The organism is Alistipes sp. An66 (genome assembly GCF_002161445.1).
Lineage (GTDB): Bacteria > Bacteroidota > Bacteroidia > Bacteroidales > Rikenellaceae > Alistipes > Alistipes cottocaccae.
Map to the genome: position 1 here is coordinate 230372 of NZ_NFHT01000002.1, position 13838 is coordinate 244209.

General features: G+C 61.6%; 12 protein-coding genes. 4 read left to right on the top strand and 8 right to left on the bottom strand.

Going from position 1 to position 13838, the window contains the following annotated elements:
* Window positions 1-574: 574 nt before the first annotated feature.
* Window positions 575-778 carry a helix-turn-helix domain-containing protein gene (locus B5G16_RS02750; protein ID WP_239405934.1) on the top strand — a complete coding sequence of 68 codons (204 nt, stop codon included), beginning with the start codon at window positions 575-577 and terminating at the stop codon, window positions 776-778.
* Window positions 779-1049: 271 nt separating this feature from the next.
* On the opposite strand, the gene B5G16_RS02755 is transcribed toward B5G16_RS02750, so the two are convergent.
* A complete protein-coding gene (locus B5G16_RS02755; protein WP_087260840.1) occupies window positions 1050-2801 on the bottom strand; it encodes an AMP-binding protein in 1752 nt (583 codons plus the stop codon).
* 96 nt (window positions 2802-2897) lie between these two features.
* Here B5G16_RS02755 and queG point away from each other — a divergent pair, with 96 nt between their 5' ends.
* Complete coding sequence (gene queG, locus B5G16_RS02760; protein ID WP_087260842.1) at window positions 2898-3869, top strand: tRNA epoxyqueuosine(34) reductase QueG; 972 nt, start codon at window positions 2898-2900, stop codon at window positions 3867-3869.
* 77 nt (window positions 3870-3946) lie between these two features.
* Here the strand turns inward: queG and B5G16_RS02765 are convergent, their stop codons facing one another.
* The 4 genes from B5G16_RS02765 to B5G16_RS02775 all read right to left on the bottom strand — a co-directional run bounded on the left by B5G16_RS02765 (window position 3947) and on the right by B5G16_RS02775 (window position 8194).
* A complete protein-coding gene (locus B5G16_RS02765; protein WP_162612007.1) occupies window positions 3947-6088 on the bottom strand; it encodes a fimbrillin family protein in 2142 nt (713 codons plus the stop codon).
* Window positions 6085-6207, bottom strand: a complete 123-nt coding sequence (locus B5G16_RS12945; RefSeq protein ID WP_262481315.1) for a hypothetical protein — start codon at window positions 6205-6207, stop codon at window positions 6085-6087. Before B5G16_RS12945 ends, B5G16_RS02765 begins: the two co-directional genes overlap by 4 nt.
* Window positions 6208-6451: 244 nt before the next feature.
* A complete protein-coding gene (locus B5G16_RS02770; RefSeq protein ID WP_087260846.1) occupies window positions 6452-7393 on the bottom strand; it encodes a tetratricopeptide repeat protein in 942 nt (313 codons plus the stop codon).
* Window positions 7394-7747: 354 nt separating this feature from the next.
* Window positions 7748-8194 carry a nucleoside deaminase gene (locus B5G16_RS02775; protein WP_087260848.1) on the bottom strand — a complete coding sequence of 149 codons (447 nt, stop codon included), beginning with the start codon at window positions 8192-8194 and terminating at the stop codon, window positions 7748-7750.
* Between the two features lie 168 nt (window positions 8195-8362).
* Here B5G16_RS02775 and aspS point away from each other — a divergent pair, with 168 nt between their 5' ends.
* Entirely contained in the window at window positions 8363-10120 is a 1758-nt protein-coding gene (gene aspS / locus B5G16_RS02780) for an aspartate--tRNA ligase (RefSeq protein WP_087260850.1), read from the top strand.
* Window positions 10121-10276: 156 nt separating this feature from the next.
* Here aspS and B5G16_RS02785 read toward each other — a convergent pair whose 3' ends face one another.
* The 3 genes from B5G16_RS02785 to B5G16_RS02795 form a co-directional block, all read right to left on the bottom strand.
* Window positions 10277-10660 carry a DUF2752 domain-containing protein gene (locus B5G16_RS02785; RefSeq protein WP_143260809.1) on the bottom strand — a complete coding sequence of 128 codons (384 nt, stop codon included), beginning with the start codon at window positions 10658-10660 and terminating at the stop codon, window positions 10277-10279.
* Window positions 10661-11005 carry a CD225/dispanin family protein gene (locus B5G16_RS02790; protein ID WP_087260959.1) on the bottom strand — a complete coding sequence of 115 codons (345 nt, stop codon included), beginning with the start codon at window positions 11003-11005 and terminating at the stop codon, window positions 10661-10663. It lies immediately after the preceding gene.
* A gap of 462 nt (window positions 11006-11467) precedes the next feature.
* The gene (locus B5G16_RS02795; protein WP_143260810.1) at window positions 11468-11941 is read right to left on the bottom strand and encodes a hypothetical protein; all 474 of its coding nucleotides are present in this window, start codon (window positions 11939-11941) and stop codon (window positions 11468-11470) included.
* 404 nt (window positions 11942-12345) lie between these two features.
* Here B5G16_RS02795 and B5G16_RS02800 point away from each other — a divergent pair, with 404 nt between their 5' ends.
* Window positions 12346-13623 (top strand): replication-associated recombination protein A, encoded by a 1278-nt coding sequence (locus tag B5G16_RS02800; protein WP_087260855.1) that lies wholly within the window; start codon window positions 12346-12348, stop codon window positions 13621-13623.
* Window positions 13624-13838: the final 215 nt, after the last annotated feature.

Below are 13838 nucleotides of genomic sequence, written 5' to 3' on the forward strand. Positions count from 1 at the left end.
GACTGCCGGAGGGCCCCGGCGGGAGCGCGAAAGCGGGACAGAGAGAAGAGGTGTGGAAACGCGGGGATGCGGGGTCGGAGGGCCCAGGCGGGAGCGCGGAAGCGGGACAGAGAGAAGAGGTGCGGAAACGCGGGGATGCGGGGTCGGAGGACCCCGGCGGGGACGCAGGAGCGAGGACAGAGAGAAGAGGTGCGGAAGCGCGGGGATACGGGGTCGGATGGTCCCCGGCGGGAGCGCAGGAGCGAGGACAGCGGCAGAATGGCAGATAGAGAACAGCGACGGGAGCGGCAGGACAGCGGATTGAAACCCGGGAGCACATGATAAAAAACAGCGGAGAAGAGAAGGTTTTGAAGAATTCAAATTGAATGTGACGCAACTCACCCTTCTCTTGCTCCGCCGTATCGCACTCCGACCGGAAATTCCCCGCAAAACCGGCTCGGGAATCTCCCATCGGAATCTTTTCCGGAAGCAAAGATAAGAAAAAAATCATTAATGATGTATAAATCATTACAAAAAGATTCAAAGCGGATGTTTCTTTGTTCTAATGAAGCAACCGTGGCGAGATACAAACCTTTTGGAGGCCATTGCCTGCCGGCTCAAAGTACTGCGGGCAGGCAAGGGTGTGTCGCAGGAGGTAGTCTACGAAGATACGGGCATACACATCGGGAAAATAGAAACGGCTAAATACAACATCACCGTCAGCACCCTCTCCCGGCTGTGCAATTACTACGGGACCACGCTGAAAGAGTTTTTCGACACCCTCGAACTCCCCGAATAGCCGGAGTGGCCTGCAACCGGAAGGAGCGGTCAGAAGCAGGAGGGGGGCAGTGAAGCCGGAGGAGCAAGGAAAGCCGGAGGTGCAAGGAAAACCGGGGAGCAAGGAAAACCGGGGAGCAAGGAAAACCGGGGAGCAAGGAAAACCGAAAATACCGAAAACAGCAGGAACATAGCGATCAAAACAAGAGACCGCACCGTTGATCGGTGCGGTCTCTTGTTTTCCGATTCTCCCCCGATTCTCTCTCGGTCTCCCCCGGTCTTCCCCCCCCGGGTCAGGAGCGCCCGGCGACGGGACGCTCCGAAGCGTCAGGAACCGACGATCCGGAATCCAAAACCGAAGCGGCCGAAGCCGTCGAAGAGTCCTCCGGATCCCCGGACTTCCCCTTCGCATCCTTCGCCGTATTCTTGTTGTAGAGGAATCGCTTGATCTTCTGCGTCGGCGTCTTCACGAACTCCTCCTTCTCCTCCACGACCTCCGAAATCCGCGAGAACCGGCTCACCTTCGCATTCACGAAATCCATGATCTCCTTCTTCAACTGCTCGGTCTTCGCCTCCCACGCCTCCTTCTTCGTCGCCCACTCCTCGCGCCAGTCGTCGATCATCGATTCGATCTCCTCCCGGTTGAAGTGAACCAGCGCCACCAGGCGCCCCTCCTGCTCCGTGACGATCGAATCCGCAATGCAGACGTGCGAGTTCAGCACACTCTCGATATCCTCCGGATAGATGTTCTCCCCGCCGGGTCCCACGATCATGTTTTTCAGACGCCCCTTGATGTAGAGCCAGCCCTCCTTGTCGAACTCCCCGAGATCGCCCGTGCGGAACCAGCCGTCCGCCGTGAAGGCCTCGGCCGTCGCTTCGGGGTTCTTGTAGTAGCCCAGCATGATGCTCGGCGTCAGCGCCACGATCTCGCCCTGGCGGGTTTCGGAATTCACGTTTTCCAGTCGCAACTGCACGCCCGGCGCCTGCGGCCCCGTCGAGCCCAGACGCACCTGCGAGGGAGCTGCACCCGCCAGCAGCGGTGCCGTCTCGGTGAGTCCGTAGCCGATGGCGTAGGGAACCTTTGCTTCCAGCAGGAAACGCTCGGCGCCCCGATCGAGTTTCGAGCCCCCGATGCCGAGGAACCGCAGCCGGCGGCCGAAGAGTTTCATCAGTTTCTTGCCCGCCACGCGGTGCAGGTAGCGCCGCATGAACCCGATGCGGTAGAGCGTGCGCCAGAAATTGTTCGACTGGAACTTCGCAAGGACCTGATGCCGGTAGATCTTCTCGATCACCAGCGGGACGATCAGCATCACCGTAGGCCGCACGCTCCGCAGGGCCGGCATCAGCGCCGACGCCGTGGGCGGACGGTCCATGTAGACCACACGCGCCCCCTCCGAGAAGGGATAGATCATGCCGATCGAACACTCGTAGGTGTGCGACAGCGGAAGCACCGAAAGGAACGTATCGTCGCCGTGCACCGGAAAGATCGACATCGAAATGTCGACCTGCCGGCACAGCGCCCGGTGGGTCAGCATCACGCCTTTCGGCTTGGAGGTCGTACCCGACGTATAGATGATGACGGCCAGATCGTCGGGCTGCGGAATGCCCGTCGAGCCCTGTTCGCGCGTATGCTGTGCGATGACGCCCAGATTCTTCGTGCGGACGACGACGTTCAGCCGGTCGATGGTCTGCCGCGAGAGTTTCGTGAAAAGGCGGTCCGAGACGAGCAGCGCCCGGGCCTCCGAATGTTCGATGATCATGTCGAGCTCCTCGCTCGAAAAGTCCGGAAGGATGGGAACGACGACCATTCCCGCCGAAGTGACGGCAAAATAACAGATCCCCCAGTTGGGCATGTTGCTGCTCAACAGGGCGACCTTGTCTCCGGGACGGAGCCCCGAAGAGACCAGAATATCCTGAACCTTCGCAATACGACGACCCGCCTCGGCATAGGTTACGTCCTCGCCGTCGAACATCGAATAGGCGATTCGGGACGCAAACGTCTCGACACTGTGGCGGACCAACTCGTAAAGTGTATTTATAGTCATTCCGTAATCTTTGTTGTCCGTTACAATAACGCAATTTCCGGGACAAAATTACGAATTTCCGGTCAAAAAACACTATTTTTAGCGCAAATTATCAGCATGCTCGACCATTCCCACATCAAGAAATGCGCGGCCGCAGCCGGATTCGACCTCTGCGGGATTGCCCCCTGCCGCCGTCTGGATGACGGAGAGAAACGCTTCCGCGAATGGATCGCACGCGGATACCACTCCTCGCTCGGATACCTCGAACGCAACGCCGAAAAACGCTTCGACCCCCGCCTGCTGGTCGACGGCGCCCGAACGGCCGTCGTCTGCGCCGTGGCCTACAAGAATCGGGCAAGCGACGGATACCCCGACGGACATCGCACGAAGATCGCATCCTACGCCTGTGCCGAGGATTACCACACGTCGCTGCGGAGAATGCTCCGCGAACTCTTCGAGCGGTTGAAGAGCGCAACCCCCGGCCTCCGCGGACGCGCCTTCGTCGACACGGCCCCCCTGACCGAGAAACTGCTGGCTCGGGAGGCCGGGCTGGGATGGATCGGACGGCAGTCGCTGCTCATTACGCCGCAGTTCGGGAGTTTCGTGGTGCTCGGAGAGCTGATCCTCACCGAAGAGACGGACCGTTACGACACCCCCTTCGAGGAATCGCACTGCGGGAGTTGCCGTGCCTGCGTGGAGCATTGTCCCACGGGGGCCGTCATGCCCGGACGCGGCATCGACACGGCCCGCTGCATCGCCTGCCACACCATCGAGCGAAAACCCGACACGGAGATCGACCTCGACGGCTGGATCTTCGGATGCGACGCCTGCCAGAGCTGCTGTCCCTGGAACCGGCGCGCACCGCAGCACCGGAACCGGACCTTCGACCCGCTGTTCGATCCCTCGGCGATGGATGCCGCAGCGTGGCAGGCAATGGACGGAGAGCAATTCGGGCTGTTGTGCGGACGGACTCCCCTCACCCGCAGCGGACTGGAACGCATCCGCGGCAACATCCGGGAACGCAGAGCAACCGACGGCTGGAAGAGCGGAGCGGATGCCGAAGAACGGCAGACGCCCTCTTTGCACTGACAAAGAGGGCGTTCGCCATATCGGAGAAGATCTGTCCGCGGTCCGGGGCTCCGTCACCGGCCGTACGCCGCAGAAGGTCAATCCCGCTGGCAGCGGATCGGAAGCCCGAAACCGCGCGGATCGGAATAACATTCGTAAACCGTGGCCGAAGTCAACCCGAAGGTCCACGCCCCGAACGAATCGGACGAGGCCGGAGAGCTGGTCCAGTAATATCCCGACGGTGTGAAGAAAAAGACCCCGTATTCATCGTAACGGTACCCGACACCCGGATAGTAGGTCGTCGAAGAGCCGTCGTAGACAAAGTTCCAGCCCTGGACGAACGTCCCCGAAACCTCCACGCCGCCGCTCGACACCGAAGTCGTGGCACCCGTCTGGGTGAACCCGCTGAAAACGTAGGGATGCGGAACCTTCCAGCCCGGAGGGCACGGGTCGAACAGGGTCTTGGTCGTCTCCTGACCGACGGTCGTGCCGTTCGGATTCCCCCACAGCGAATTGTTCCGGTAGTCCGAGGTCGTACCCTGTCCCCCGCCCCAGTACCAGTCGTAGGAGGAGCCGGGAACCGTGGCGATGAACGTGTCGGGATGCGCCGTGGCGTACCACGTGTTGCCCGTATAGCCGACGTATTGCCCCGGAGAGCCCGTCGCCTGGACTGCCGTCCACTCCGAAAGGTAGTTGTAGGGATTGCTGTCGGCATCGTAGACCACATCGCCCCACGGGAAGGGATCCTTCCGCCCCCACTGGTAGAGCGATGCCCGGAACGACCGCGCATAAGGTCCGTCCTCCTTGTAAATGGCCCCCAGGTTGCGGTCCATCATCTGCGCCGAGCCCGCACCGTAGGCCGTTTCGTAGGTCGAATACATCGTATAGGTCTCGGCCGCCGCCTGCAACTCCTCGTTCGTCTGGTCCGTCACCCAGATGTGCCAGCTCCACAGCGCCTCGTCCGACGACGCATCCGTATAGAGCCCGATCACGGCATTCCCGCCCAAGGCCGTGGGACGCTCCGTCAGGGAGAAGGTGATTTGCCCGTCGGCATAGGCGATGCTCCCCGGCTCGATCAGCCACGGCTGGCTCTGCCACAGCAGCTTCGCATACCCGCCGCCCGTAATCTGGGCCGACAGCGTGCGCCCCTCGAAGCGTTGGACGGCCGCCAGCAGATCGTCCGTGATGACGCCGTTCCCGGCCACCGTGGCATCGAACGAGTAGCTCTGCGAAGGCGTCGAAACCACATAGCAGTTCGCCGTCTCGGCCGACGACGAAAGACTGACGGTCGGCCCGGTCGCCACTCCCGTCGAGACATCCTGCGTGATGACCGGCATCTGCGCCGGCGAAATCACGATCCCCGGCATCGACCACGTCGACGTATAGCCGTCCGTCGTGCTCACCACGACGTAGACCACGCCGCCGCCCTGCGAATAATCCGCCGGATTGACCGTCAGATAGGCCTTCACCGGCTGCGTGCCGAGCGTCGGAGGCTCCGCGAAGGTAACGCCGCAATAGTTGATCTGCGCCTCCCCGCCCGCATAGGTTGCCGAGGCATTCGACGTCGCCGTGAGGTCGAACGTGAATCCGCCCGTCATGTTGGCCGTCCCCGAAAGCGTCCCCGACGAGGAGACCGTCGCGGCATCCGTCCCGAAAAGCATCACCGACTCGACGCTCTTCCCGGCCATCGTCCCCGACCCCGTGAGGTCGACCTCCACCACGGCGAAGGCGTGGCTGAACGTCAGCGGTCCGAAGTCGCCCGTGGCGCTCGTCACGGCCCCGGCCACCAGAAAATCGCTGTCGCCCAGATGCGACGAATCCCCCGCCGTCGTCTGCGTCTGCTGCGCCGAGAGCGTGAAGGCGACGTTCGTCGGCTCCGCGGAACTCTCGGCCGAATAGGGATAATAGGCATAGAGCGTATAGGAGGAGGCCCCTTCGGTGAGGGTGATCTCCCCGCTGAACGTCCCGCCGGAGGAGGGAGCCGACCCCTCGAAGGTCAGCGGCGCATTGGACGTCGTAACCGTACCGCCGCTCTCGACATAGACCCCGATCCGGTCGCCGGGGCTCCACAGCACGTTGTATCCGTCGCCGGCCAGCTCCGTCCGGGTACCGGGCGCGGCAGCCTCGATCCGCACGCGGCGTGTCACCGTCTGCTGCCCGACCGGGTCCCCGGTCCGATCATCCGTGCAGGCACACGCCAGCCCGCAGCCGATCACGGTAGCCATCATCCATCGTTTCATGCCCATTCGTCCCGATCAAAACCCTCGATATCGCCGTCCACGTCGGAGACGGCAAATCCCCGTTCGATACAGACCTCGATCACCTCGACCTCTGGTCTCTCGTATGTTTCCTTTTCCATGGTTCGGTTTGCAACAGTTCCGCATGATGCACACACATATCGTACCAAAACGGAATACCGGGACCGGCGGACAAAAGGAACGCAAACAGGCGATGTCGGCGGCAGGAGGAGCAGGCACGCAAAAAACCGCTCCGGCGCAGAACGTCGGAGCGGTTTTCAAGGGATTTCTTCGGGAACTGCCGGGCCCTTCGTTTTCCGGAGAGGGGCTTTCCCGGATTTTGTCAGGAGGGGTGTGCCCGGGCCGTTATTTCTGCAACTCGGCCAGAGCAGCCCTGGCATTCTCGGCAGCCTCGCCGGCGGTCACCTTCTGGAAAGCGGCAATGGCCTGATCGCGCATCTCACGGGCGTTGTAGGCCGCACCCAGCACGTAGTACATCAGGCTGCGGTCCTCCTCGTCGGTCTGGGCGTCGGCAGCGGCCTGACCCAGTTCGATCACCTTCGCGTAGTCCTTCTTGCCGGAATAAGCCTGCAAGCGAACCTTCTGGAACAGCGCACTTGCGGGATTCTTTTCAAGCTGGGCATCCGCCATCGTGATGATGCCGTCGAAATCCCCGGCCTGCTGCATCCCGGCGACCTTGTTGTTCGTGTAGAGCGCCATCATCTCCTTCGCCTGGGCCACATCCTCGGCATATTTCGGGTGCGTCTTGGCGGCAATGGCCTCGTAGATGTCCATGCCCTTCTCGTACTCGCCCATCTCGCAGTAGCTCATCGCCAGGTTCAGCGCCATGCCCGTGTTGTCGGGATCGGCCTTGTAGCCCTTCTCGAAGACCGATGCGGCCGTCACATAATCCTTGTTGTTGAAGGCATCGCCGCCCTGGATCTGGTAGATCTTGGCCACCCAGCCGTTCGATTTCGACATCTGGGTCATGTCACCGTAAAGCTCGGCCAGCTCGGCAGACCTGCTGAACTGCTTCAACGCTTCGTCGTAGTTCTGCGACTTGATCGCTGCGCCGCCCAGATAGTAGTAGCATTTGGGAAGCGTCGCCTTGGCGGTCGCCACCTGCGATGCCACCTCGTCGTTGTCGATACCCAGGTCGATCACCTGCTCGAACTTGGCGGCAGCCCCGGCGAAGTCCTTGGCGTTGAACGCCGCACCGGCTTCGTTGAAAATCGTCGTAACATCCTCCTGTGCCGAAAGCGTCAGTGCTGCCATCAGCGCTACGGCCGAAACAAAGATCTTTTTCATGGTTTTCTATGTTTTACGTTTTTTGAGGTTCCGTTTGCATCCGCACTCCGGACGGGCGACAGCCCGCGGCCCGGAATCCCCGCTCCCCCGTGCCCTTCTCTCCCTGCCCCTCTCACTCTCTCTAATTCTCCCTGCCCATTCTCACTCTCCGCACCCTTCTCTTTCTCCGCCCCCATTCTCACTCTCCGCACCCTTCTCTTTCTCCGCACCCATTCTCACTCTCCGCACCCTTCTCTTTCTTCGCACCCATTCTCACTCACCCCCCCCCTCACTCTCCGCACCCCGCCGGCATACGCCAGGCCGGACAGACACGTTGGGGACAAAAATACGAAAAATTTTCCACTTCCGCCAAATCTATTCCCGCAAACCCGCGAAAAAAGAGGTCATCAATGCCTCGCACTCCGCGGCGAGAACACCCGACACCACCTCCGTCTTCGGATGAAAAACCGACCCGCTGTAACGCCGGAAACCCTTCTTCGGATCGTCGGCACCCCAGACCACCCGTCCGACCTGCGCCCAGCCGATCGCCCCGGCACACATGATGCACGGCTCCACGGTGACGTACAACGTGCTCTTCGGCAGATACTTGCCGCCGAGCGTCGCGGCCGCAGCCGTCAGGGCCTGCATCTCCGCGTGCGCCGTCGGGTCCGCCAGCGTTTCCACGAGGTTGTGCCCCCGGCCGACCACCGCGCCTCCGGCTACGACCACCGCCCCGATGGGTACCTCCTGTTCATGCAACGCTTTTCGGGCCTCGTTTAGTGCGAGCCGCATGAATTTTTCATCGATTTGTCGCTGATCCATGTCGATTTTTTCGCAAAAAACGCGATTTTTCCCCGGATTTCCAAATCCCCGGCCCGGCTCCCCCGCAGAAACCCCGGCGCCGGAAACCGTTTTTTTCAGCCCCGACGCCTTTTTATCCGTAAAAGTTATTAACTTTGTGGGTTAAAAAAACAACAAACCTACATCGTCATGTACAGAACGCATACTTGCGGGTGCCTGCGTGCCTGCAACGTCCATGAAACCGTCACCCTCGCCGGGTGGGTGCAGAAGATCAGAAACCTCGGCGCCATGACCTTCATCGACCTGCGCGACCGATACGGGCTGACGCAGATCGTCGTCGAGGAGCACTCCCCCGCCGAAGCCCGCGAAACCGCCGCACGCCTCGGCCGCGAATGGGTCATCCAGGTCGAGGGCCAGGTCGTCGAACGCGAGGCCAAGAACCCCAAGATGCCCACCGGCGAGATCGAAGTCTCGGCAAGCCGCATCACGGTACTCCACGAGGCCGAAGTCCCGCCCTTCACCATCGAAGAGGTCTCCGACGGCGGCGACGACCTGCGCATGAAGTACCGCTACCTCGACCTGCGGCGCCCGCCCCTGCAACGCAACCTGATCCTGCGCCACAAGATGGCCCAGGAGATCCGGAGGTTCCTCTCCGACGAGGGATTCCTCGAAATCGAGACCCCCTATCTGGTCAACTCCACACCCGAAGGCGCCCGCGACTTCGTGGTCCCGAGCCGCATGTCCCCGAACCAGTTCTACGCACTGCCGCAGTCGCCCCAGACGCTGAAACAGCTCCTGATGGTCGCCGGCTACGACCGCTACTTCCAGATCGTGCGCTGCTTCCGCGACGAGGACCTGCGCGCCGACCGTCAGCCAGAATTCACGCAGATCGACTGCGAGATGTCGTTCGTCGAGCAGGAGGACGTGCTCGGAATCTTCGAACGCTGGGCCAAGCACATGTTCAAGACCGTGCTGGGTATCGAGTTTCCCGAGCCGCTGCGCCGCATGCCGTGGATCGAGGCCATGGAGAAGTACGGTTCGGACAAGCCCGACCTGCGTTTCGGCATGGAGTTTTCCGATATGACCGACCTGGCCAAGGGGCATGGGTTCAGCGTTTTCGACGACGCCGAGTACATCACCGGATTCGCCGCCCCGGGCTGCGCCTCCTACACGCGCAAGCAGATCGACGCCCTCACGGAGTTCGTCAAGCGGCAGCAGATCGGCGCCAAGGGGCTCATCTGGATCCGCATGGAGGCCGAAGGCGGCGTGAAGTCCTCCATCGACAAGTTCTACGCGCCCGACGAGGTGCGTGCCATGGCCGAGCGCTGCGGCGCCCAGGCCGGCGACATGGTCTTCATCCTCTGCGGCAAGAAGTTCAAGACGCTGACGCAGCTCTGCGCCCTGCGCCTCGAAGTGGCCCAGCAGCTGGGGCTGCGCGACCCGAAGAAGTTCGCTCCGCTGTGGGTCGTCGACTTCCCCCTGTTCGAGTGGGACGACGAGACGCAGCGTTACTACGCCGTACACCACCCCTTCACCTCGCCCAAACCCGAGGACATCGCCTACCTCGACAGCGACCCGGGCCGCGTGCGGGCCAACGCCTACGACTTCGTCTGCAACGGCACGGAGATCGGCGGCGGCTCGATCCGTATCCACGACTCGAAGTTGCAGGAGAAGATGTTCGAACTGCTGGGATTCACGCCCGACGAGGCACAGGCCCGTTTCGGCTTCCTGATGAACGCCTTCAAGTACGGCGCTCCCCCTCACGGAGGTCTGGCCTTCGGTTTCGACCGTCTGTGCTCGTTGTTCGGCGGCTCGGAGTCGATCCGCGACTACATCGCCTTCCCGAAGAACAACGCCGGGCGCGACATGATGCTCGACGCCCCGGGTTATATCGACCAGGCACAGCTGGACGAGCTCTGTCTCGAACTGCGCAAGCCCGAGGCATAGCGCGGAGACGGCCATACGGCCACAAGAAAAACGGTCCGGAAATTCCGGACCGTTTTTTTATCGGGTTATCGGGGGGGGGTACCGGGCCATCGGGTGATCAGACCATCGGATTTATCAGGCTATCGGGGTGATCAGGGCCATCGGGGCATCCGCGACTCACGGAATCACCCCCGGCAGGTTGCGCACCACCCACCAGACGACGAACAGCACGCAATAGGCCCAGGCCAGCCAGCGGTGCTGCACGATCGGGCGGAGCCGCCGGGCCGCCGGGCCGTCGTCGAGCGAGGTCCACGCCACGGCCAGCAGATAGGGAACCGCCACGACCAGAAAGGGATTGAAGCGCAGCGCCTCGCCGAAGCGTCCGTGGAGCAGGCTGTGCAGGGCCCGCTGTCCGCCGCAGGCCGGGCAGTCCCAGCCCGTCAGTGCATGGAACGGGCAGCGGGGCAGCCATACGTCGTGCGACGGATCGACCGCATAGTAGAGCGCCGCCATCCCCGCCACGGCGATCGGGAGGACGATCCAGAGTCTTTTCCGCGTCAATCAGAGATCGAACAGGGGCAGCGAAACCGCCGCCGCGAAGACAAACACGAGGAGCAGGTAGACGAGCCAGCAGAAAGCCGCCACTCCGACCGAGACCCACGTCCACGTCCGGGCCCTTTTCGAGGAACGCCGGGCGGCTTCATGGTCGCCGGCAAACCAATAGGTATCCACCTGCGAGGCATAGACGATGGCCACGATGCCGAACGGCAGGCAGCAGAGAATCGTGCTGACGATGGCCCACGCCAGATAATTGTCCGGTTTCACCGCATCGGGCCGCGATGCGGAGGCGGTCGAAGCGGTCTGGGATGCCGCCCCGGAGGTCGGCTGGGGGTCGATGATTTCCATCTGAACGTAATTTTTCGGGTTCAACGAATACAAAGATACGATTTTTTCACAGAATCCCGCACTCTGCGGTATTTCATCAGCACATCGGGCCGCCGGAAGAGCGGGGAGGAGCGGAAAGGGCGGGAGGAGCGGAAGGATCGGAAAGACCGGGAGAGCCGGGAGGAGCGGGAAGGAGCGGGAAGGAGCGGGAAGGAGTGGGAAGGAGTGGGAAGGAGTGGGAAGGGCGGGAGAACCGGAAGGATCGGGAGGAGCGGAAGAATCGGGAAGACCGGGAGAACCGGAAGGATCGGAAGGGCCGGAAGGGCCGGAAGGAGCGAAAGGGCCGGAAGGAGCGAAAGGGCCGGGGCGCGTCCCGGTCCGGCCATACATAAACCGACCGGGGACCTTTCCACGGCAGGAAGGCTCCCGGTCGATCCGCAGTGCCCACTCGCGGCATCCACTCGCGGCATCCATTCGCGGCTTCTATTCGCGGCGGGACCGCCGGCAGGCATCGAGTCGGCGAAACCACTCCCCGGCATCGGGTTCGAGCGCCTCCCAGGACGGTGGATAGGAACGGTAGATGAAAGGCATCACGGCGTCGTTGAACCGCCGCGACAACCGCTCCCGCAGGGCTATGCACACCGCGAGACGCCCCACCGTCCGTCGGTCGCAGAAACGCACCATGCGGTCGAGCAGGCGCCCGGCCTCGTCGTCGAGCGAATCGAGCAGATCGAAAGTCCCGTCGCGCAGATAACCGGCATGCAGGGAACCGAAGCGTTCGGAACCGTGGGCCGCATAGGAGGAGAGCACTTCGTAAAGCACCTCGGATTGCAGGTCGGTCACGCGGCGGAATTCCCGTTCGGCCAAGTCGAATTGCAGCTGTCGGTCGCATCCCGTCGGGAGCAGCATCGTCAGAAGCACTCCCAGAAGAGTAAAGAGAAATTGCCGTTTTTCCATAAAAAATGCACGGGTCAGTTATTTACCGGCTAACAAGGTAGACCAATACCCATGCGATCGACAAATAAAAGCCCGCGCAAACGCGCGAGCATTACATTTATCGTTCCTTCGCAACTGAATTTTTGGTCTTTTTGTTAGCGAGAACAATAACGTAACGCTTACGTTAAACAACAATGTCATGCGGCGGACGCACCCGCCGACAAGACAAAGATAGGAATTTTCGGGCAAAAATCAAATCTTTTTCATCGGTCGAAGAGCGGAACAGCTTCGATAGTCGTATGCGGGTAAAAGGTCCGGAAACCCCACGAAGGCCCCGCAGCCCATAGAAGCGGTTTCTTAAACCGCTTTGGATCGGCAGAAATACGCGATTTTTTCCTATCTTTACACCGTAAATCCGTAATGCCATGCCCAATATTCCCCTGGCCGAACGTCTCCGCCCCCGCTCCCTCGATGAATACATCGGGCAGGAGCATCTCGTGGGCCCGAAAGGCGTCTTCCGCAAATTCTTCGAAACGGGAAACGTCCCCTCGTTCATCCTCTGGGGGCCTCCGGGCGTCGGCAAGACCACCCTCGCCAGGATCGTCGCCTCGCAGCTCGACCGACCCTTCTTCACCCTCTCGGCCGTTACATCCGGAGTCAAGGAGGTCCGCGAAGTGATCGAATCGGCTCGAAAACAGCGCTTTTTCGACCAAAAATCACCCTTCCTCTTCATCGACGAGATACACCGCTTCAACAAGTCCCAGCAGGACTCCCTGCTCGGGGCCGTCGAGCAGGGAATCGTCACGCTCATCGGCGCCACAACCGAAAACCCCTCCTTCGAGGTGATCTCCCCGCTGTTGAGCCGCTGTCAGGTCTACATCCTCCGCGCCCTCGAAGACAAGGACCTCCAAACGCTCCTCGACCGCGCCCTGCACACCGACATCGAACTGCGTGAACGGGAGATCGAAGTGCGGGAAACCGCAGCGCTGTTCCGCTTCGCGGGTGGCGACGCCCGGAAACTCCTCAACATCCTCGACATCATCATCGGAGCCACCGACGGAAAGGTCATCATCACCGACCAATACGTACAGGAGTGTCTTCAAGAAAACATCGTCCTCTACGACAAAAACGGCGAACAGCACTACGACGTCATCTCGGCCTTCATCAAGTCGGTGCGCGGCAGCGACCCCAACGCCGCCGTCTACTACCTCGCCCGCATGCTCGCCGGAGGCGAGGAGCCGAGGTTCATCGCCCGGCGGCTGGTGATCCTCGCCTCGGAGGACATCGGACTCGCGAACCCCAACGCCCTGCTGCTGGCAAACGCCTGTTTCGATACCGTCCACAAGATCGGCATGCCCGAAGCCCGCATCCCGCTGGCCGAGGCAACCATCTATCTGGCCACCTCGCCCAAGAGCAATTCGGCATACATGGCCATCGGAAAAGCACTCTCGCTCGTGGAGCACGACACGACGAACCGTCCCGTCCCGCTCCACCTGCGCAACGCCCCGACCAAACTCATGAAACAGGCCGGATACGCCGAAGGATACAAGTACGCCCACGACTACGAGGGGCATTTCGCCGAAATGGAGTTCCTCCCCGAGTCGCTCTCGGGAACGAAATTCTACGAACCCGACACGCAGAACGCCGCCGAAGCCAAGATCGCCGAACGCATCGCCCGGCTCTGGAAGGACAAGTACAAATAGAGGAGGGGGCCGGGAGCGGCCGGAAAGGTCGGAAAGGTCGGGAGCGGCAAAAACGACTGACGACCGGAACGGCAGAAAAGGTCGGGAACGGCAAAAACGACTGACGACCGGAACGGAAGAAAAGGCCGGGAACGGCAAAAACGACAGACGACCGGAACGGCAGAAAAGGCCGGAAGCAGCAGGCCGCGGCCATCCGGCAACACACAACGCAAAAG

Bases quoted from the DNA above. Each gene is read 5' to 3' on its own strand.
- queG (WP_087260842.1), top strand. From the start codon at position 2,898: ATGCTCGACCATTCCCACATCAAGAAATGCGCGGCCGCAGCCGGATTC.
- B5G16_RS02795 (WP_143260810.1), bottom strand. From the start codon at position 11,941: ATGGAAAAACGGCAATTTCTCTTTACTCTTCTGGGAGTGCTTCTGACG.
- B5G16_RS12945 (WP_262481315.1), bottom strand. From the start codon at position 6,207: ATGGAAAAGGAAACATACGAGAGACCAGAGGTCGAGGTGATCGAGGTC.
- B5G16_RS02755 (WP_087260840.1), bottom strand. From the start codon at position 2,801: ATGACTATAAATACACTTTACGAGTTGGTCCGCCACAGTGTCGAGACG.
- B5G16_RS02790 (WP_087260959.1), bottom strand. From the start codon at position 11,005: ATGGAAATCATCGACCCCCAGCCGACCTCCGGGGCGGCATCCCAGACC.
- B5G16_RS02800 (WP_087260855.1), top strand. From the start codon at position 12,346: ATGCCCAATATTCCCCTGGCCGAACGTCTCCGCCCCCGCTCCCTCGAT.
- B5G16_RS02770 (WP_087260846.1), bottom strand. From the start codon at position 7,393: ATGAAAAAGATCTTTGTTTCGGCCGTAGCGCTGATGGCAGCACTGACG.
- B5G16_RS02765 (WP_162612007.1), bottom strand. From the start codon at position 6,088: ATGAAACGATGGATGATGGCTACCGTGATCGGCTGCGGGCTGGCGTGT.
- aspS (WP_087260850.1), top strand. From the start codon at position 8,363: ATGTACAGAACGCATACTTGCGGGTGCCTGCGTGCCTGCAACGTCCAT.
- B5G16_RS02775 (WP_087260848.1), bottom strand. From the start codon at position 8,194: ATGGATCAGCGACAAATCGATGAAAAATTCATGCGGCTCGCACTAAAC.